Raw genomic sequence first — 20069 nt, 5'->3', positions numbered from 1 at the left:
AGGAGCCTTTCTCATTCCAACGATTCATCACTTTACCAGATATCATCTCTTGTTTTCCGCTTTAAAAATCGGAGTCCATCCTTGCCCTTACCAAAAAGGAGCTTTATACTACTATCAGATACCAAAATATCTTAAAAATCGACATGGGTGGTTTACGTGAAAAAAACAATTATGATCATTAGCTTCAGTTTTCTGCTTGCAGGCTGCAGCGAGATGGATTCCCTTATGAAAAAAGTATCCTTTTTAAAAGATAAATTTAATTCTCAAAGTGAGTCAGAAAATCGTTATGGAGAAAATGGACAATCGAATGAAGGGTCTTCTCCGCGGAATCCGGATGGAAACAAGCCTGTTCTCGAAGCGGTCTATTTCAATCAGGTGGCAGAGGCAAATGGAAAAAAAGTCATTCTCAATCCTGAAAATATGCTTTCGCTCGTAAATAAAGAGTTTTTCCTTTCGAGCGATTACAAACCAAAGGATTTAATGAAGCCTGATATTCCCTTTTCCTTTGGCGACCAGGATGTTGAAAAAAGCCTCATCAGGGAGGAAGCAGGCCTTGCCTTGGAAGAAATGTTCATGAAGGCTGCCGAACAGAATATCGAGATATTTGCAGTTTCCGGCTACCGTTCTTACACAAGGCAGAAAGCACTGTTTGATGCCGAGGTCAAAAAATCCGGCTCTGCAAAAGCCACTCAGCTTGTAGCTCTTCCCGGACAAAGCGAACATCAGACAGGGCTGACAATGGATATTACCAGCAGGTCCACAAATTTGAATTTGACAGAAGAATTTGGCGAAACTGTCGAAGGAAAGTGGCTTGCGGAAAATGCTCATAAATTCGGATTCATACTCCGTTATCCGAAAGGAAAAGAAAGCATAACAGGTTACCAGTATGAACCATGGCATTTTCGGTACGTGGGGCGGGAAGCCGCAAAAACCATCTACGAAAATGACTGGACACTTGAAGAATTCTTCAATGAAGTAGAGAAAATCTAAAAAAGGAACCGGCATAGGTTCCTTTTATTTTTTAGAGAGGGTCACGAATATTTCTTTTTCCATCCAATTAAAAAGATGGTATCCTAGATTATAAGGGTAAAAATAGCATGAATAGACAGAACGTGGAAGTGGTGAAAGCTGTGGATGAACAGAATCAAGTACAGGAACAAGAACAGAACGAAGAGCAAGTAAAACAGCCTCCGCAAATTAGGATGAAAAGATTTAATTTTATTATTCTTCTTGTCGTCCTCGTTTTTTTATCAGTTGGAATTACAGCTTTTGCTCTATCTTTCGGCAAGGAGCCCCATCCGGTCGTGATAGGAGGAAAATCCGAACGGGAAGAATTCAACAAGCTTTACAAAGCTTACGATATTTTGAAAGAAGGATACTTTGAGGACCTCGATGAAGGAAAAGTGATTAATGGGGCCATCAACGGCATGATCCAATCACTGGATGACCCTTATTCCGCTTATATGGATGAAGAAGCGGCAAAGCAATTCCATCACAGTGTCTCCTCCTCCTTTGAAGGAATCGGGGCCGAAATACAGGAAAAGGATGGACATATCGTCATTGTTTCACCTCTTAAAGGTTCGCCCGCTGAAAAGGCAGGCCTGAAACCAAAGGACCTTGTACTTATGGTCGATGGGAAAAGCATTCAGGGGATGTCATCCACTGAGGCAGTCATGCTGATCAGAGGAGAAAAAGGGACCAAGGTTGAACTGACAATCCAAAGGCCTGGCGTGGAGGGAACAATTAAGGTTCCGATCATTAGGGATGAAATTCCAATTGAAACCGTTCATGGGGAAATGTTAGAGGACGGTATCGCGAAAGTTCAGATCACCACTTTTTCGACCAATACATCCAAAGAGCTGGTCGAGACTTTAAATGGCTTACAGAAAAAAGGGATGAAGGGGCTTGTTCTCGATTTGCGCCAAAATCCGGGCGGTCTGCTTGAACAGGCTGTGGCCATCTCAAGCATGTTCGTGCCTGAAGGAAAAATCCTATTCAAGGTTGAGGACCGAAATGGAAATGTGAAAGAATATAAATCGGAAAATGAAGGCAATCCGGAATTCCCGCTCGTTGTTCTTATTGACAGCGGCAGTGCGAGTGCATCAGAGATATTGGCCGGGGCCGTTAAAGAATCGGCTAACGTCCCTCTTGTCGGGCAAAAATCTTTCGGTAAAGGCACAGTCCAAACCGCGCAGGATTTCCCTGATGGATCGAACGTAAAATTTACAACGGCGAAATGGCTGACCCCAAAAGGTAATTGGATTCATAAAAAAGGAATTCAGCCGGACTATAAGGTTGATCTCCCTGATTATGTCAATCTTCCATATCTGGACCCCAAGCTTGAATTAAAACTTGGCAGTTCATCCAATGAGGTAAAAACGGCGCAGCAAATGCTTGCCGCCCTAGGGTTTAACCCAGGCAGGACAGATGGGTTCTATGATGAGCAGACGGTTAAAAAAGTGAAGGAATTCCAGGCTGCTAATAAATTGCCGGAAACGGGCGCCATTACAGGGGATACAACTCAGAAAATAATCGAAAAACTTCAGGAAAAAATCATCAAGGACGACCCCCAGCTTGAAAAGGCGGTCGAAGTTTTGAAAAAAGAAATGAAATAAATATAATTTTCTTTATTCCCCTCGGTATTTTTATACCGGGGGATTTGTTTTGCAAAAATAGGAAGTGTAAACCATAAGGTTTGTCAGAACAGAGTAAATACTATAAAATGTGTCCTTAGATGGCTACCACTAGCGCATAGTGATGGGGCTGGATGAATCGACAGAGGATAAATGGGGTGAAAATGATTGGAACAAATAATCCATTTTGATGATCAGCTCAAGGAGAGGGTTTTGGAAATGGAATTTGCTTGTGAAAATTTATGCAAAACACTCCAGGAAAAATTCCAGCCGAATTTCGATTTACACGGGATAAAATTAATACTTGAACTTATTCGATCGAAAAAAGGAAAAAGACTTCCACCCGGTGCGTGTTTCGAGGATGATTATGAATCAGTTATTGAAATAGGTGTGGAGCAAGAAGATGACTATTATCCAAATGGGTATATCCCTTTGTGGAAATGCAAGGAAGAATGGTTTCAGAAAACAGGCTATTTAACGGATAAAAATCTGATTGAAATTGGCAGAATGATTGAGGCGATGGTAATAGAAATCCTGGAGGATCAGGAGAGTGCCCAATTAGAAGGGGAATAGGGAAATGAAGCAGGCAGAAGTATATATTTTATCTGGCTTTCTTGGGAGCGGGAAAACAACCTTATTAAAACGGCTGCTAGAGGAAGAACGGACAAATGGTAGAAAAGTTGCTGTCATGATGAACGAACTGGGCAACGTTTCAATCGACTCGGGTGAGGTTGGGGAAGACGTCGCCTTGAAGGAACTGCTTGGGGGATGTATATGCTGTACGATGAGCGGTCAGGTTGAAGCCCAACTACAGGGGCTGCTAATGCTCGAAAATCCTGATGCCATCTATGTCGAGACAACAGGGGCGGCCCATCCAGTCGAGGTCTTGGATGCTTTGCTATCGCCGTTGTTTGCCGATAAAATTCAACTGAAAGGGATTGTGTCCACCGTTGATGGCCAACGTTGGCTGGACAGAAATCTGATGGGCCCGCAGCTTCAACAATTACTCCTTGAACAGGTCCGTCATGCCGATTACCTTATTGTTAACAAGTCGAGCGATTTAACCGAAAAGGAAAAGGCAGATATCGTCATCAGCCTCCAGGCAATGAATCCTAAGGCGAAGTGCGTGCTTACGGATTATTCAAAGGTTCCATTAAATGAACTAAGGAACCTCTCCTTATCAAGTGGAAAAGGTAAAAGCGGAAATGTAAATACAAAGGCGCTTGGCCTGGGAACTTATGTACACACTTTTCATACTTCAGTGAGCAGAGAGAAGTTTGACCAGTTTCTTCGTAACCACCTTCCCGATGCCATTTACCGGATTAAAGGTTATATTAAATTTCAAGGAACGGCTTATCCCGAGCTGTTTCAATACTCGTACGGTATGCCCTCTTTCCTAAAAGAGGAGATGAATATTCCATTAAACATGGTGTTTATTGGGGAAAATATGAACTGGAACGAAATAAAATCCGAATTGGAAAAGCTTGAAGGCGATTAAGTAGTTGGTTTTACTCCGGTGTGAGGGGGTAATTTACGATTATTACCTCTTTTAAGGAGTTGGTGGAAATGCCTTGGTCAAAAAATAATTATCCTGCCTCAATGAAAAACCTTGATCCAGATGTTAGGGAAAAGGCAATTGAAATTGCCAATGCCATTCTTGAGGAAGAAAATGATGAAGGAAAAGCAATTGCAATCGGAATTGATAAGGCAAGGGAATATGTTGCTAAACATGGAGAAGAATAGAAAATACCCCCGTCTTAATAAAGATGGGGGTATTTTCTTTTTTGATTGTATGATTGGATAGGTGCAGTGGAAAACTTGTTTTATTGAAGCAAAACAGGGGTGGGCCAATTGGCAGCGAAGACTAAAATTCCGGTTTTTATTATCATCATGATCATTTTTGCTTCTTCCTATCCAGTCGAGGCTGCCACGGTTCCAGTGAAAATGGCAACTTGGGAAGAAGTAGACAAGCTGTTTCCGAATTTCTCCAAGTTTACCGTGGTTGACATGGAAACAGGGATGAAATTCCACGTTCAGCGGAGGGCAGGCAGCAGACATGCGGATGTTCAGCCATTGACTCCTAAAGACACAGCAATCATGAAGAAAATATACAATCAGAAGTGGAGCTGGAAGAGGCGAGCCATTTATGTGCAGAAAGGCAAAAATAAGATTGCGGCGTCGATGAATGGAATGCCGCATGGAGCAGGCGCGCTGAAAAATAATTTTCGAGGTCATTTTTGCATTCATTTTTATAAGAGTTCCACACATCGGAAGCGGGAAATGGATTTAGCCCATATGCTGATGGTTTTTAAATCCGCTGGAAAGTTAGATGAATTAATTGGAAAAGCCGACCCTTATGAAACCGTGACCTATTTTGTCACAGGAATCAAGGAGCATGACAAGGGGATTGTCCAGCGGTTATCGTTAAGAAAAGCGGATTGGAAGAATATTTTCTCGAAAGTAGAAGCAGTCAAAATAGCGAGATTGCCGCTTCTGCCTGCCGAAGATATGGATGACGAGCTAATGGTGTCAATTCCAATCGATATCGAATGGCACTTGAAGGGAGAAGGCAAAAGAATAACGGAATCAGAGATCAACCTTTTCAGGGCAGCCCCTTTTTCCTCCTGGAAAGTTGATTCACTGGACTTTATTGAGAAAAATGAATTGGTGCAGTAATGCAGATACGGCTGGATTCGGCAAATTGGAAAGGCCGCCGGCTGAGTTAGGGGTTTGCGAGGCGTTTTTTCATCCTTACCACCGAAAGAACAGCCAGTCGGCTAATCGGAAACTTAGGTAATCTGTAAAGGAATTTGGCGAGCTTTATTAAGGGAAGAATTTCCCTCTATTGCAAAAATGGGGGCTCAAAAGGCGGATATAAGGGTAGTTTATCCCCTTAACGTCTCTAAGTAAGCCAAAATTGAATGATTTGGATAAGATAAAGGGAAAAACTCCCCTTATTTTTAGGGAAATATCGGTATTTCCCAACTTAAGCGGAATTTTTCCCTTTCATTTTCAAACACCAACGGGCTGTTCGTTAGGAAAGCTCGCCAAACTTTATAAACGTACGTTCATCTTCAATCAGGCCGCACACTCCACATTGTACACGCTGGGCTGGGCCCTTATATGGCATATGGAATGGTTCAAGCATCTCTGGTGAGTATTCCTTCATCACTTCACCGGTTTCAGAATCCATTTTAACGGAATGGGGCACCTGTTCAATTATATTAAAGCGGCTTCGATTTGTTTTGCAATTTGGGCAACGATAAGGCTGTGACATGTTATCCTCCTGCTATCTCTTCTATAGTCCTATTTTTTGCAATGTAATCCGTTAATATGTAAAATGCATGTGAATTAAGCTTACCTGGGAGATGAACGATTTGCAGGATAAATATTACAGAAACTTGCTTGATGAGTACCGTAAAATATGGAACCACCGGCTATTGGCCGTTCCTAAAGGGAAATCAAGCGAGTTCGCTTTAAAAGAAGCAATCAGGAGGGAACTTCTCGACGAAAATTCCCATCCCCGGACGAGAAAAGACGTGTTTACGAAATTTTATCAGGCTGTTAAGAGAATTGCCGAATCAGAAATAAGCTCCGAAGCTAAAGTGCAGTTAATCAATCTGCACACAGAGAAGATGGAACAGCTCATCTGACATTCAATTGTTTCCGAGCGATCTTGGCAAATTCCCTTTGGCTATGGAAGCACGATTTCCGACAGTTGGACATCAATGGCTCTTTGCAGCCTGACCTCTAGAATTCCATCCCTCACACTGGCTGATGCTCCCTTTTTTCTAACAACGGAAGGAAGATTGTAGACTTGTTTTTTGCCTGTTTCAGGCAGGTTTTCTAGAATTAATTGACTGGATGTATGAAAAAGCCTAATATTTTCAAGATGTTCCTCTGCAACTTCAAGTCTGACAAAAACAAAGTCATGTGTATTAAAAATTGCCGCCTGGTATGGTTCTTCCTCGACTGAAGTTGCCCTGTCATCATTCCCCTCAGTTTGAAAGGGTTGAAAGGAGTTTCCCGGAAAATAAGCTTCCATGGCATCCTTTACATATTTTTCGATTGTTTCCGGCTTCATATTCTGAAGGTCGGAAGGCATGTTTTTATTAAACGGAAATGATCCCCATGGAAACATACAATCATCCTTTCGTTTCAAAACTTTTTTGTAGCATACTTGATGTAATACTATCATATGTTAAATGTGCTGAAAGGCCATTCGTACGCAGGATAATATAGGAAAAAGCAATAGCAGAATCCAAAGGAAGAGAGGGTTGCCGGTGAGGAAAAAAACAGTATTCATTACAGGGGGAGCAACAGGGATCGGGAAAATGACGGCCATCCATTTTGCAGAAAATGGATGCGATTTAGTGATTAACTACCGTTCCAGCAAAGAAGCTGCTGAATCTTTAGCAGACAAGTTGATTGAATCTTATGAAATCAACTGTCTTCTCGTACAAGGTGACATCTGCAAAAAAGAGGATTGTGAGAAAATTGCTTCTTTAGCTGTGCAAAGATTTCCTTCAATCGATATCCTCATTCATAATGCTGGTCCATATATTCACGAACGGAAACGAATGACGGATTACACATATGAAGAATGGAATGATATTTTTTCAGGAAATCTTACATCTGTTTTTTACCTGTCCAAATTACTGTTGCCAGGAATGAGGAAAAATGGGTGGGGCAGGATCATCACCATTGGTTATGACAGGGCAGAAACAGCACCTGGGTGGATTTATCGCTCCGCCTTTGCAGCAGCAAAAACCGGACTTGTTTCACTTACAAGGACGATTGCCATGGAGGAAGCAGAAAATGGGATTACGGCGAATATGGTTGCACCGGGGGATATTGTGCCGGAGTGGAAGGAAAAAGAGATTGCGGATGCCATCTTAATAGAAGATGGGAATGCTCCAGTTGGCAGGCATGGAACAGGCGAAGACATTGCACGTGTAATAGGCTTTTTAGCCGAGGAGCAGTCCGGTTTTATTACGGGGAGCGTCATACCTGTAACTGGAGGGTTGGATGTTTTAGGGAAATTCCATAGACTGTAAAAAACACCTTGAGGGTGTTTTTTTCTTCTATATAGGTTGAACTTAATTTTTACACAAATTAGCCAAGGAAGCAGGTTGATTGAAGCGGAAGGCACGAAGACTCCTCGAAAATCCTCATTATGCTAACGCATAATTTCGTGCGAAGAAGATTCACGGAAGCTCTCCTTGTGCTATCGCATTTTCTTCGTGCAAAGCCTATTCGGGGAAGCTGTATGTCCTGCGGGATGCGGCGGCAAGGTGGAGACCCCGCAGGCGCCAAAGCGCCGAGGAGGCTCCACTGACGCCCCGCGGAAAGCGAAGTGCCTCGAGACAGGCAAAAACCGCCTGTCTCTGCGATGATTATTCACAGGAGCTTTCCTTTGTGAAGCGCAAATCAACCAAGATTCACCTAGAAAAGAAAACCTCTAGTTCAACCTATATAGGTAATAAAGCGTTCAGCATGCCAGCCAAACTTTTCGCATACATTGTATGGACAAGAAAAGGGGGTTGGAGGTATGGCGCATATCGGTTCGAAGGGCTGGTATATAATGCGGTTAAAGGAAATGGGAATAAAAAAGCATCCTGTCGGCCTTAAAAAATTGGAGTTATACAAGACGTGGGTAGTAAGAAACCTATACTTGGAGAAACTTACCACTAAAATAAGTGATCCATAATAATATTATGTAAACATAAGCAAAAAAGCGAAACCGCCGCTGCGGTTTCGTTTTTTAAGCTTCCATAAGCTCGCTTTCTTCCTGTGCAGGTGTATTCCGTACAAGATGGAATGTATATCTGTCTTTTGAAATTTCATACAAATCAAATATTTCACCTTTTGCGTTCAGCTGGCTGTACAGTGAAGGACGTGTTTCATTGGCTTTTGCCGTATATAGAAGCTTTTCAGCAGCCTTTATTGAACGGATGTTGGCCTTTCGAATGCGCATAAATACCGTTTCAATTCCAAGCTCATAAAAGGCTTCTTGGAAAAAAGCTTCTTTGGCAGCGTTATTGTAGCCGCGGCCGTGGAATGGTTTACCAAGCCAGGTTCCAAGGAATCCGGCATTGGATTCTATATCAAATAAAGAAATTGTGCCGATTGGCGTTCCCCATTCATCGAGAATCGTCCGGGAGATGACTTCTCCCCGTTCCTCAGCCTCAATCACTTGCTTTGTAAGGAAAAGAAATTCCTCATACGAGTTGGCTTTATGGCGGACAAAAGGGAACACATCAGGATGAGTAATAAGATCGTATAATGCATGGCAATCGCCAAGCTCACGCTTTTTAAGCATAAGAAAAGCCTCCAGTCAGGGCAGTCCGGTCCCGTAGCAAGGAACAATCCACCCTCGAAATTTTTTTGAGTTGCGAAAAAAATTTCGGGGTGGGAATCGAACCCACTAGGACCAGTTTGACTGGTGGCGCACCATTTGCCTTCCCATTGCACAATATTAGTTTGTTGTTTTAAACTTGATGGCAAATCACATAAACATAGGAATAAGTATATTTACTTAAAGTATCATACAAGAAATTTGCCAAAAAATAAATAGGTTTTTTTGAGAAAATAATATTGATTTTCCGATATATTTCTACATTTTCCTCATTTTGGCCAATAAACCTTCCCATCGACCATCGTCCAGAGTGGTTTTGCCAAAAAATGAAAGGGATGGTGGCTCCAAAGGACAAGGTCTGCATCCTTCCCTGCTTCAATACTGCCTACGCGACTATCAACGCCTAAATTTCTGGCAGGCAAAATTGTAATGCCTTCAAGAGCCTTTTGACCATCGAGTCCTTCTCTCATCGCAATCGCGGCACAAATATTTAAATAATGGATAGGCGTATAGGGATGATCGGTCGTGATGGAGACTTCAATGCCTTTGGTTGTCAGTTCGTGATAGGTTGCCCAGCTTTTATTTTTCAGTTCAACCTTGGACCTGCGTGTCAATGTAGGGCCGACGGATACTTTCATCACTTTGCCGGCAAGTTCTGAGGCAATCAGGTGGCCTTCTGTACAATGCTCGATACGCAAATCAAGATTGAATTCTTCAGCAAATCTTACTGCAGTCAAAATGTCATCCGCCCGATGTGCGTGAATACGCACAGGAATTTCTTTTTTTAAAGCTTTAAGAATCGGCGCTATCCGTAAATTAGACGAATCATTCCGTTCCCCCGCCTTATAAAATTCTTCCCTCAGCATCCCCATAATTCCCATCCTCGTAAGAGACTGATTGCTCCCGCTGCTATGAATTCTTTTCGGATTCTCTCCAAGGGCAATTTTCAAGCCTGCAAGAGGGTTGATAATCATATCGGTGATGTTTTTGCCGGCAGTTTTTATGACGGCAGTCGTTCCGCCAATCACATTTGAACTCCCTGGCATGACATGGACTGTTGTAATCCCATACCTGATCGCATCAGTAAAGGAGGAATCCAAAGGATAGACGCCATCTATCGCCCTAATATGCGGAGTCATCGGCTCGACAGTCTCATTGGCGTCATTACCTGCCCACCCGGTTCCCTCATCATAAAGGCCTAAATGAGTGTGGACATCAATGAAACCAGGGAGAAGGTGCAGGTTGGCACATTCGATTACCGCGCATTCTTCTTCATGTATAATCCGGCCTATTCTGCTGATTTTCCCTTTTTTTATGAGAATATCGCAATGGTCAATTGGATTGGATGTAACAGGAACGACTCTGGCATTTTTCAATAAAATAGTTTCCATCTCGACCCCTCTTTATATTATTTGTTCATACTGGTTGAAGCTGTCCCGAAATAGGCTTGGTGAAACAACAATCATGAATTGGACAAGCAGGAATACAATAGTAAAAAAAGCATTAAGGAGCAATCATGAAAATATCAGACTTCTATTTTGAGGCGGCCAAAGCATACTTAAATTCGAGCCTGATCTTTCTCTTTTCTGCCTGTTTGTTCGTCTTGATCAACAGCTTGATTGGCAATGTTCAACTAATGGTCCTGACCCTTCCATTTATCGGTGCAAGCTTTGCCTATTTTCATATGCACCTAGCAAAAGTTAAGAGTGCTGCAACTTCAAAGATGACTTTTATGAATAAATCAAACACCTTACTAAAGTCTGAATCTATCCTTCCTCTATACGAAAACAGACTGAAGCCTGGTCTTCTTTTATTTTCTCCCGCCGGGTTGAAGATTGGTGAACTTAGAAAACACCGTACTAGTGAATTTCCTGCCTTTACCCATGTTTATGAGTTGAAGGATGAAAACTTGCTGACAAAAGCCTTTTATATCGTTTCTGGAAACCTGATTGACGCTTTCCATGCAGATAGGCGTAAACTGGGCTGTTTAGAGAAAAAGGGGGATCAATGGCTGTTTAGGACGGATATTGGAGGACAAACAGCGATGCTTGAATGTACTTCTATGTTTATGGACAGTAAGATTTTTATTGCAGAAAACACTGTCGCCTGCAGGCTGAGAAGAGGTATCATGCCAGTTGAATGGAGTTCTGTTTTTTTCGATGCGAATACCCCTGTACTGTCTTTTCATAAAGACGTCACAGAGGAAGATAGGCTGTTATTTTTTGCGATGCTTGTAAAAGAATTTTTCATTGACCGTTAGGATTGGAAAAATGTCAGGATCCTTTTTGATGTACAAAAAGCGGAAAAACAGGTAAGGAGCCGCACGAGCCCCTTTTCATTAGTTGTCTAGCTCCAGCGCCCAGCGCCTAGTGGACTTCGGGCCCCTCGATACGATAAGTCAACATCGATTCGCTAACGCTCACCGTGTTTCCTTTATCTCCATCGGGGCCCTCCAGTCCATACGGCGCTGAACGGGCGCTTGCGCTTTTCTTATTTCTCGGATTGCAAAAATTCTAGAACAGGGCCAAATGGCTGGGATTCTCCAACTTTAAAATAATTTTTGAAAGGATCACCTGTATCTCTGTACCTTTTCAAGACACTTGGCAGGGTAAACTCCTTTGGATCAAGACCGGGCTCTACTTCTTCCCAAAACAGTGGTGCTGCGACGCCTGCATGGTTATTTCCGCGTGGGGAATAGGGGGCGATGATCGTCTTCCCGGGAGCATGCTGGACGTAGTCTACGTAAAGTCGATTGCCGCGGTTTTTCTTCAGCCGTTCAATTGTAAATAAATCAGGCGCTTTCGACACCAAATAGTTGGCAATGAATTCCGTGAAGAGGCGGGTATCATCAAACGTGTACGTATCTGGCTTTAAAGGGATATAAACTTGAATGCCTTTATTCCCAGATGTTTTGGCAAAACCGGTTAAATTTAGTCCGTCAATCACTTCTTTAATATACAATGCCGCTGTGACGGCCATCCCGAACTCCTTCGGGGAAGGGGGATCTAAATCAAACACAATTTCAGATGCCGTTTCGGATACAATCGTCCGAAAGGGAATGTGAAACTCAATTGCCAACTGATTTCCTAGCCAGACGAGCGTTTTTAAATCATTGCAGACGATATAATTTATTCCTTCTTCCATATAGGTTTTTATGAAATCGGGTGCATAATCCGGACAGTTTTTTTGGTAAAAAGCTTCACCGAACATTCCGTGCGGGTACCTAATCACGGTTAATGTACGGTTTTGCAAAAAAGGAAGCATCGCGGTCGATACTTCCCGCAAATACGTGACAAGGTCGATTTTTCGAATTGGAGGTGTTTCCCATATCGGTTTTTCCGGATGAGTCAGTTCAATTTCCTGAGGCACATTTTTCTGGTTAAAAAGAAAGTCATCATACGTACAATCCTCTGGTTTAAGGTCAAATCGAAACCTGCTGAAATGCGGCTCGCGAAGTTCATTTTGATATAGCTCTAGATATTTTACTTCGAAGCAAATGGCCGGCTCCACATAAATGAACCGGTTGTCCTCACTAGTAGCGTTTTGTTTTATTACGGTAAACAATGCCTGCTTTTCCTCCGGCTTTAGGCCGAACAGAATATGGCCGACATGAATCACTTCATTATCTTTATAAACCCCACAGTAATAATAGCCATTGGACTTCTCATAACGGGTCAAAAAGCAATTGACAATTTTCCAGTTCTTATACTTAATCCACTTGTCGGTTCGTTTGCCTTCTTCCCACTGTCCTTTAGGATCTTTCGCAATAATGCCCTCCCCATCATGAAGGACGACCTGTTCCCAAATCCTATGAAAGTCAGTATGTGGTTTAACCAGGTGCAACAGATCACGGCTGTTTCGGTCTGTTTCTTTTGGCAATCCGGATTGGGTAAATAAGGTTTCCAACTGCTTCTTTCTTTCAAGATAAGGAAGATGGAAAAGCTTCTTCCCGGCCAGGACAAGCACGTCGAAGGCCATTAGACGTGCAGGGGTATGCTCTGCAGTCTCCTTTATCCTCTTTTCCGACTTCATTCTTCCCCTCGTCTGAATCGCGCTGAAATCTGCTTTATACTCATTTTCCAGGATGACGAGCTCACAATCGAGTGTTAACGGAAAGAAACGTTGAAAGTTTTTTTTATTGGCCTGAAGAAACAGTTCAATTTCAGGGAATTGAGGCAGCAACGTTTTGCCATTCCTGCTTATCAGTTCAATCGTTGAGCCATCCCAATGAAGAAATGCCCTAAATCCATCATATTTAATTTCATACAGCCAGCCGGGGCGTTCCGGGCTTTCAAAACTTAATACAGGGAGCATAGGTTTCATCGAATTTCCATCCCCATCCAGTAGTCATTGTGTGCATTTGGACTTGAAATACAAACTTTCCATGTTTTTTATAGGTTAGTTTTACACAAACTAACAGAAAAATGAATGGAGAATGAAAAATGCATACGATGTGGAAAGGGAGTATCAGCTTTGGTCTTGTTAACATTCCGATCAAACTTCATGCGGCAACCGAGGACCGGGATATCAAACTGAGGACGCTCCATAATGAGTGCCATACCCCACTCAAATATGAGAAAGTGTGCCCTTCCTGCGATAGAGAAGTGAAAAACGAGGAAATAGTCAGGGCCTATGAGTATACAAAAGGGAAGTTTGTCGTTTTAGATAACGATGACCTCGAAAAGCTTAAGAAGGAAAACGAGGAGAAAGCAGTCGAAATTATCGATTTTGTCAAAATAGAAGAAATCGATCCAATATATTTCAACCGTAGCTATTTTATGTCACCGCATGAGGGCGGGGGGAAAGCCTATTCGTTACTGAGAAGGGCTTTGGAAGACTCCAAAAAGGTCGGTCTCGCTAAAATTGTCATCCGTTCCAAGGAGCAGCTGGCTGTCATCCGGGTTTATGAAAATACATTAGTCATGGAGACAATCCACTACCCAGATGAAGTCAGGAAGGCGAATGACGTACCAAATGTTCCTGAGGGCGAGAATGTGACAGATAGAGAGTTGGCAACAGCCATTCTTTTAATTGACCAGCTGACGACTGAGTTTGTTCCTGAAAAATATACGGATGACTATCGGACAGCCCTGCTTGAGATGATTGAAGCAAAGCGGGCCGGACGGGAGGTTGTCGCGCCAGCAGCGAAGGAACAGCCATCCAACGTGACCGATTTAATGGCTGCTCTTCAGGCTTCTATTGACAGAACGAAACCGAAAAAGCCAGTGGCAGCCAAGAAGAAAGCCGCTGCTCGTAAGAAGAAACAAGCATGAATGAAAGGCCGGTCCAAGTGGGATCGGCCTTTTAAGCAGTTTTTTTAGCTGAAAAGTGTATTGCTATATGTGGTAATAGTTTAGAAAGATTTAGTTGTATTACAGTGGGGGGGTAGCTAGCAAGATGAAAATAGTTGTATTATCAGACACACATATCCCTAAAAGAGCGAAAAGTTTTCCGGAGTTATTGATTGCTGATTTAAAAACAGCGGATTTGATTATTCATGCGGGTGATTGGCAACACCCCGTGGTTTATGATTTTCTTTCAGCCTTTGGCAAGGTGGAAGGTGTCCATGGAAATGTGGATAATGAAGAAATTAAAAATCTGTTCCCGGCCAAAAAGATGATCCAGGCCGGTCATTTTAAAATTGGAATTATTCACGGATACGGTACGGGAAAAACAACCGAGAAGAGGGCGATTAAAGCTTTTAAAGGTGATCAAGTTGATTGCATTATTTTTGGTCATTCTCATATACCAGTCTTGAAAGTTGTAGAGGGAATTCTTTTATTCAACCCAGGATCCCCGACAGATAAGCGGCGGCAACCGCAGTATTCATACGGAATAATGGAAGCCGGGGAAGAGCTTTTTGCACGGCATGTTTTTTTCGATTGAACATCCGACTAAAACCTGAATTAGACCAGACCTCTGTTTTATGGTATTATAGTAAGTAGCATTAGTATTTCGTTCTCACCGTTTATGAAGAGAGGCAACGCATGTCCTTTTTATAACGGTGATTTTTCATTCAGGGACATCCGGTTTGGGTCATAACAATACCCTGAGGCAGGGCGGGCTTTGGCCATGTCTTGTGAATAAATTCTTGGAGGTGCCTAGGAATGGCGTTTGGTAGAAGAAATATGGAAGAAATTGTGATGGAAGAGACTGACATATGGGAGTGCACCGCGGAAGGCTGCAAAGCCTGGATAAGAGATAATTTTAAGAGTACAGAAGTTCCTCCATGCCCAATCTGCAGTAATGAAATGCGTAAAACGACACGGGAACTGCAAGTAGTCGCTAACACGAGCAAGCGTTATATCTGAGTTTGGGGTCACATTGTAAGTCCACCGCATAAAGATAAGTATATTGAATAGGATTAAAGGTGCTGGATTTTTATCAGCACCTTTTTCATTTACCCATGCTACCCCATGTGTTTGCTGCAGTATTGCAACACCATTTCTTCTTCATCATCCTCAAGCTCAAAGTCAAGAACTTGACCGGATTCCTTTTCAAAAAAGTTATATTGGGCTATTTTTTGCTGCCCATCCTCTACAGAAAAGATAATCCTGAGCCCCGTACCCAGCTCGGAATATAATTCATCTTCTTCATCAACCTTAATATCGAGCAAAAACTCATATCTTTCGCCTTTCAATAAACCGAATGGGTCCTCAAGGTGTTCAACGCTGTGTTCGGTAATTTCCATCCAGATGCAACCTCCTACTAAAACTCTTCATCTGTTCCTTATAATAACTCTTATTAAAATACCATAAACCATCGACTTTATAAAGACAGTGGCAAATTAAGGCGAATTTAAGGCTAATTTAAGGCTATTCAGCTAAATAATTTGGGAACAATATGTGAATATTTGAATAAACATATTTCAGTTTAGGAAAAAATTGCTACTATTAAATTGATAATTATACTCGGAGAGTACTATCTAGATTCACAACTTGCAACAGGTGTGAGGGTTGTATTTTTTGTGAAATTATTCACAATGAGGTGAGATTGTTGTTGGCAAAAGTAGAGATTTTTGAAATGTTGGCAGCGCGAAAAAACTTTTATCAGTTTTTGCACAAATTATTTTACGCTCCATTAGATGCCCAAACAATTGATTCATTCCTTCAATATGTAGATATAGAGGGGCTTGAGGAACTTGGGAACGGCGGGAAACTGCTGCAAGAATTTTTTCATGGACCAATAAATTCAAGTGTTGAGGCGGCCGAGTTCACACGGCTCTTTATCGGTCCGGGTCCTATGCCTGCCCCTCCTTGGGAATCGTTTTATACAGGCAGGGAGCAACTCCTGTTTGATGAGTCGATGTACTTAGTCAGGGAGCAATATTATCTTGCTGGCTTAAAATTCGTAAAAGAAAACAATGAACCTGACGATCATCTTTTACTTGAGCTTGAATTTATGATCCATCTTATAACGAAGAGCCTGGAACTGACTGAACAAAAACAATTGAATGACTGTCTTGAGAAACAGCGGCTATTTCTGATGAATCATCTTGGACGATGGATTGGTGAGTTCGCGAAAAAACTAGTTGATTGCACCAATAGCAAATTATATAAAGGTGCCGGCTTCCTGGCGATGGACTTTATTATCAATGATATGGAAAGCCTGAGAGAATTAATGGGAGGTATGGCCAATGTCAAAAAATAATAAAAAAGGACTTTTCGAAAAGCAAGTTAAAAGGCGGACGTTTTTAAAATGGTCAGGCGGGATTGGGATTCCGTTAGTACTTGGGGGAGTCGGGGCAAGCCAGCTCGTCAGCAAAAAAGACCCCACGAAGATTTCAAAGGCGGAAACACCTGAAAAAGTTATTTCCACTTGCAGTATTAATAACTGTGGAGGCCGCTGTATCATAAAGGCCCATATAAAAGATGGAGTTGTTGTCAGAATCAGTACCGATACGAATGAGGACTCCATCCTTTCCCCACAAATGCGCGCTTGCATTCGCGGACGAGGCTATAAAAAAATGCTCTACCACCCCGACAGGCTCAAATATCCGATGAAAAGGGTAGGGAAACGGGGCGAAGGAAAATTTGAAAGAATTTCATGGGAAGAAGCAATTGAAACAATCGCGAATGAGATGAAGAGAATTGGAGATACATATGGCCCCGAATCTAGATACGTTAATTATGCTTCTGGCCAGTCCTGGGGCCTTTTTAGTGGCAGGAATATGGCTAGAAAATTGCTAGCGATGACGGGTGGGTTTTTAGGATATAGAAATGACTACAGCTCCGGAGCTGGAAATGTTGCGACTCCATATACGTATGGCACGAATGATTCTGGATCAAGCTTCGATAACTTCCTTCATTCAAAGTACATTATTCTATGGGGGCATAATCCATCTGAGAATATTTTTTCAACCCCGTATACTTCTTACCTTCGGGCAGCCAAGGCAAATGGGGCGAAGATTATTGTCATTGATCCACGCTATACGGATACCGCCGTTGCGTTCGCTGATGAATGGATTCCAATTTTGCCAACAACCGATAACGCAATGATGGATGCGATGGCATATGTCATGGTTACGGAGAACTTATATGACAAGGAGTTTGTCGATAAATACTGTATTGGCTTCGATGAGGCCCATATGCCTGATGGTGTGCCGAAGGAAGAAAACTTGAAGAACTACCTTCTTGGCAAAACAGACGGCATTCCTAAAACTCCGGAATGGGCAGAAAAAATCTGTTCCGTACCCGCTTCTAAAATCAGGGAAATCGCGAGGGATTACGCAACCATAAAACCTGCTGCCCTTTTACAGGGCTGGGGGCCGCAACGCCATGCTTATGGCGAACAAATTATGCGTGGCGGCGCACAGCTTGCTTGTTTGACGGGGAATGTCGGAAAGCTAGGCGGATGGGCAGCAGGTACCGGGTATTGGTCGAGGTCGGACATTGCCTATCCAATTACTTTTGAAAATCCTGTAAAGGCGACAATCCCGTGCTTTCAATGGACCGAGGCCGTTGAGCGTGGCACTGAATTGACCGCGGAGGATGGGTTGCAGGGAACAGATAAACTTTCGACAAATATTAAACTCATTTTTAATATTGGCGGTAACATGCTAGTTAATCAGCATTCTGATATTAACCGGACGACAAAAATGCTTGAAGATGAGAGCAAAGTGGAATTCATCGTGGTGAGTGACTTATTTATGACGCCAAGTGCAAGGTATGCCGATATTTTGCTGCCTGGTACAAGCTTCTTTGAACGATGGGATATAGGGGTTCCTTGGTGCTTCGGGGACTATGTTGTATTTGGGGAAAAAGCTATAGATCCACTATATGAGTGCCGTAATGAATATGATGTTTTTGCTGATGTGGCTGAGCATTTTGGGCTTCGGGAGGAATTTACAGAAGGAAAAACGATGCTCGATTGGGTGAGAGTAAGTGTTCAGCGCACCCGTGAAGAACTAGATCCAAACTTTCCTGACTTTGAAGAATTCCGAAAAAAGGGTGTTCATCATTTTACGTTTGACGAACCTCTAATAGGCTTCCAGAAACAAATAGAGGATCCTGAAAACAATCCTTTTGAAACTCCTTCAGGCAAAATAGAACTTTTCTCAAAAGCTCTTTGGGATATGAAAAAACACGATGAGATACCGCCTTTTGCAAAGTATGTACCTGCCTGGGAAGGTCCGTCAGACCCGCTGAAAGAAAAATATCCGTTGCAGTTGATCAGCTGGCATTACAAACGCCGCTGCCATTCAACACATGACAACAATCCTTGGCTTGAAGAAATGGCGCGCCAGGAAATGTGGCTGAATCCGATGGATGCTAAGGCTAGGGGCATAAAGGACGGGGACCGGGCAAAAGTTTACAATGACCGTGGCATGCTCTATATTCCAGTGAATGTAACGAGCCGCATTTTACCTGGAGTCGCGGCCATTCCACAAGGCGCCTGGTATACCCCGGATGAAGACGGAATCGATCAGCGCGGTTCAATCAACGTTCTGACAAATCACCGGCCAACACCGCTTGCAAAAGCAAATCCACAGCTAACGAATCTCGTTGAGGTGCAAAAAGCATAGAGAGGAGTGATGAAGATGGCACAAATGGGATTTTATATTAATCAAAGCCTTTGTTCGGGATGCAAGGCGTGCACAGTTGCATGCAAGGATAAAAAAGATCTTGAAGTAGGGCAGAACTTCAGAAGAGTTTATGCTTATGAGGAAGGTGCTTATATTCAAAAAGGGGCTGCAATCGTCCATAACATTAAAGCCTTCTATTTCTCCATATCGTGCAACCACTGTACAAAACCAAAATGTGTTCCAAGCTGTCCGACTGGCGCAATCCTAAAGCGGAAAGAAGATGGAATTACCGTCATTAACCAAGATAAATGCAGAGGAACAAAATTCTGTATATCAGCTTGTCCGTATGGGGCGCCGCAATATAATGAAAAATTATTTAAAGCGAATAAATGTGATTTTTGCCTTGACCTGCAGGAAAAAGGGGAAGATCCGGTATGTGTATCAACGTGTATTATGAGGGCGATTGAATTCGGGCCGATTGAAGAACTGCGTAAAAAATACGGTGCGGTCAGTGAAGTAAAAGGAATGCCAAGTTCAACCATCACGCAGCCGAATCTCGTCATTACTCCTCACAAGGATGCACGGTAAAGAGGAAAACATGGATGGTGCCATGCATCTTGGAATTTTGCGTGCAAGCACCCGCGCCTAAAACCCGTGACCTGTCACGCATCCGTGTATTGCGTGACAGGCTAGCGTTAAAAAGTCAATAAGCTGTCACGCATTGACAGCATTGATAAACAAAAAAAAGTCCTGGGCATGAGCCCGGGACCTTGTTATGCGGATGAGAGGACTTGAACCTCCACGGGGTTGCCCCCACTAGAACCTGAATCTAGCGCGTCTGCCGATTCCGCCACACCCGCGAATGGAATACTTTTATACTATAACATATCTTGGCACAATGCGCACGGATTTTTTAAAGTTATCCCAACCCGGCAAGAAAGGAATCAAGACTTTCTCAGGCCTGCTTCGGCCGAATGATTCAATTTCTCGTCAGGTATGTCATGCAATAAAGCAGCCATCTCTATAAGCAGACTTAACGACCGAACAACAGTGG

At 42.8% G+C, this 20069-nt stretch carries 22 protein-coding genes and 1 tRNA gene; 16 read left to right on the top strand and 7 right to left on the bottom strand.

Annotation, left to right across the window (positions count from 1 at the left end):
- Positions 1-156: 156 nt before the first annotated feature.
- The 6 genes from D1B31_RS06395 to D1B31_RS06375 all read left to right on the top strand — a co-directional run bounded on the left by D1B31_RS06395 (position 157) and on the right by D1B31_RS06375 (position 5309).
- On the top strand, positions 157-990 hold the full coding sequence (locus tag D1B31_RS06395; RefSeq protein WP_118919908.1) for a M15 family metallopeptidase: 834 nt from the start codon (positions 157-159) through the stop codon (positions 988-990).
- Positions 991-1097: 107 nt separating this feature from the next.
- A complete protein-coding gene (locus tag D1B31_RS06390) occupies positions 1098-2615 on the top strand; it encodes a lmo1851 family serine protease (RefSeq protein WP_118919907.1) in 1518 nt (505 codons plus the stop codon).
- Positions 2616-2801: 186 nt separating this feature from the next.
- Entirely contained in the window at positions 2802-3206 is a 405-nt protein-coding gene (locus D1B31_RS06385; protein WP_118919906.1) for a hypothetical protein, read from the top strand.
- A 4-nt stretch (positions 3207-3210) separates the two neighbouring features.
- Positions 3211-4131, top strand: a complete 921-nt coding sequence (locus D1B31_RS06380) for a CobW family GTP-binding protein (protein ID WP_118919905.1) — start codon at positions 3211-3213, stop codon at positions 4129-4131.
- 68 nt (positions 4132-4199) lie between these two features.
- Positions 4200-4376, top strand: a complete 177-nt coding sequence (locus D1B31_RS24600) for a DUF2188 domain-containing protein (protein ID WP_192894739.1) — start codon at positions 4200-4202, stop codon at positions 4374-4376.
- Positions 4377-4484: 108 nt separating this feature from the next.
- A complete protein-coding gene (locus D1B31_RS06375) occupies positions 4485-5309 on the top strand; it encodes a hypothetical protein (RefSeq protein ID WP_240035189.1) in 825 nt (274 codons plus the stop codon).
- A gap of 358 nt (positions 5310-5667) precedes the next feature.
- Here D1B31_RS06375 and D1B31_RS06370 read toward each other — a convergent pair whose 3' ends face one another.
- Positions 5668-5910 (bottom strand): DNA alkylation repair protein, encoded by a 243-nt coding sequence (locus D1B31_RS06370; RefSeq protein ID WP_118919904.1) that lies wholly within the window; start codon positions 5908-5910, stop codon positions 5668-5670.
- A 91-nt stretch (positions 5911-6001) separates the two neighbouring features.
- Between D1B31_RS06370 and D1B31_RS06365 the strand changes: the two genes are divergently transcribed.
- A complete protein-coding gene (locus D1B31_RS06365) occupies positions 6002-6286 on the top strand; it encodes a hypothetical protein (protein ID WP_118919903.1) in 285 nt (94 codons plus the stop codon).
- 41 nt (positions 6287-6327) lie between these two features.
- Here the strand turns inward: D1B31_RS06365 and D1B31_RS06360 are convergent, their stop codons facing one another.
- On the bottom strand, positions 6328-6774 hold the full coding sequence (locus D1B31_RS06360; protein ID WP_118919902.1) for an Hsp20/alpha crystallin family protein: 447 nt from the start codon (positions 6772-6774) through the stop codon (positions 6328-6330).
- Between the two features lie 142 nt (positions 6775-6916).
- Between D1B31_RS06360 and D1B31_RS06355 the strand changes: the two genes are divergently transcribed.
- Both D1B31_RS06355 and D1B31_RS06350 read left to right on the top strand, forming a co-directional pair.
- Positions 6917-7690 (top strand): SDR family oxidoreductase, encoded by a 774-nt coding sequence (locus D1B31_RS06355; protein ID WP_118919991.1) that lies wholly within the window; start codon positions 6917-6919, stop codon positions 7688-7690.
- A 494-nt stretch (positions 7691-8184) separates the two neighbouring features.
- Positions 8185-8343, top strand: a complete 159-nt coding sequence (locus tag D1B31_RS06350; protein WP_118919901.1) for a DUF2639 domain-containing protein — start codon at positions 8185-8187, stop codon at positions 8341-8343.
- Between the two features lie 54 nt (positions 8344-8397).
- Here D1B31_RS06350 and D1B31_RS06345 read toward each other — a convergent pair whose 3' ends face one another.
- Positions 8398-8955 (bottom strand): GNAT family N-acetyltransferase, encoded by a 558-nt coding sequence (locus D1B31_RS06345; protein ID WP_118919900.1) that lies wholly within the window; start codon positions 8953-8955, stop codon positions 8398-8400.
- Between the two features lie 305 nt (positions 8956-9260).
- Positions 9261-10382: an amidohydrolase gene (locus D1B31_RS06340; RefSeq protein ID WP_118919899.1), complete on the bottom strand. Its 1122-nt coding sequence runs from the start codon at positions 10380-10382 to the stop codon at positions 9261-9263.
- Between the two features lie 125 nt (positions 10383-10507).
- Here D1B31_RS06340 and D1B31_RS06335 point away from each other — a divergent pair, with 125 nt between their 5' ends.
- Positions 10508-11251 (top strand): hypothetical protein, encoded by a 744-nt coding sequence (locus tag D1B31_RS06335; protein WP_118919898.1) that lies wholly within the window; start codon positions 10508-10510, stop codon positions 11249-11251.
- 230 nt (positions 11252-11481) lie between these two features.
- Here D1B31_RS06335 and D1B31_RS06330 read toward each other — a convergent pair whose 3' ends face one another.
- Positions 11482-13314 (bottom strand): DNA ligase D, encoded by a 1833-nt coding sequence (locus D1B31_RS06330; RefSeq protein ID WP_118919897.1) that lies wholly within the window; start codon positions 13312-13314, stop codon positions 11482-11484.
- 119 nt (positions 13315-13433) lie between these two features.
- Between D1B31_RS06330 and ku the strand changes: the two genes are divergently transcribed.
- The 3 genes from ku (at position 13434) to D1B31_RS06315 (ending at position 15302) form a co-directional block, all read left to right on the top strand.
- On the top strand, positions 13434-14264 hold the full coding sequence (ku, locus tag D1B31_RS06325) for a non-homologous end joining protein Ku (protein WP_118919896.1): 831 nt from the start codon (positions 13434-13436) through the stop codon (positions 14262-14264).
- A gap of 124 nt (positions 14265-14388) precedes the next feature.
- On the top strand, positions 14389-14877 hold the full coding sequence (locus D1B31_RS06320) for a metallophosphoesterase family protein (RefSeq protein WP_118919895.1): 489 nt from the start codon (positions 14389-14391) through the stop codon (positions 14875-14877).
- A gap of 221 nt (positions 14878-15098) precedes the next feature.
- The gene (locus D1B31_RS06315; RefSeq protein WP_118919894.1) at positions 15099-15302 is read left to right on the top strand and encodes a cold-shock protein; all 204 of its coding nucleotides are present in this window, start codon (positions 15099-15101) and stop codon (positions 15300-15302) included.
- A 98-nt stretch (positions 15303-15400) separates the two neighbouring features.
- Here the strand turns inward: D1B31_RS06315 and D1B31_RS06310 are convergent, their stop codons facing one another.
- The gene (locus D1B31_RS06310; protein WP_118919893.1) at positions 15401-15682 is read right to left on the bottom strand and encodes a DUF6509 family protein; all 282 of its coding nucleotides are present in this window, start codon (positions 15680-15682) and stop codon (positions 15401-15403) included.
- 308 nt (positions 15683-15990) lie between these two features.
- Here D1B31_RS06310 and D1B31_RS06305 point away from each other — a divergent pair, with 308 nt between their 5' ends.
- Genes D1B31_RS06305 through D1B31_RS06295 form a run of 3 tightly spaced genes read left to right on the top strand, consistent with a single transcriptional unit; the run spans position 15991 to position 19603 of the window.
- Positions 15991-16641, top strand: coding sequence for a TorD/DmsD family molecular chaperone (locus tag D1B31_RS06305; protein WP_142922570.1), 651 nt, complete (start codon positions 15991-15993; stop codon positions 16639-16641).
- Positions 16628-19015, top strand: a complete 2388-nt coding sequence (locus tag D1B31_RS06300; RefSeq protein WP_118919891.1) for a DMSO/selenate family reductase complex A subunit — start codon at positions 16628-16630, stop codon at positions 19013-19015. The genes D1B31_RS06305 and D1B31_RS06300 overlap by 14 nt, the downstream gene beginning before the upstream one ends.
- A 15-nt stretch (positions 19016-19030) precedes the next feature.
- A complete protein-coding gene (locus tag D1B31_RS06295; protein ID WP_118919890.1) occupies positions 19031-19603 on the top strand; it encodes a DMSO/selenate family reductase complex B subunit in 573 nt (190 codons plus the stop codon).
- A 188-nt stretch (positions 19604-19791) separates the two neighbouring features.
- Here D1B31_RS06295 and D1B31_RS06290 read toward each other — a convergent pair.
- Positions 19792-19875 (bottom strand) — tRNA-Leu (locus D1B31_RS06290).
- Positions 19876-20069 lie beyond the last annotated feature (194 nt).

It is taken from the genome of Neobacillus notoginsengisoli, assembly GCF_003515685.1.
Taxonomy (GTDB): domain Bacteria; phylum Bacillota; class Bacilli; order Bacillales; family Cytobacillaceae; genus Bacillus_D; species Bacillus_D notoginsengisoli.
This window is presented reverse-complemented; position numbering and strand designations above follow the sequence as displayed.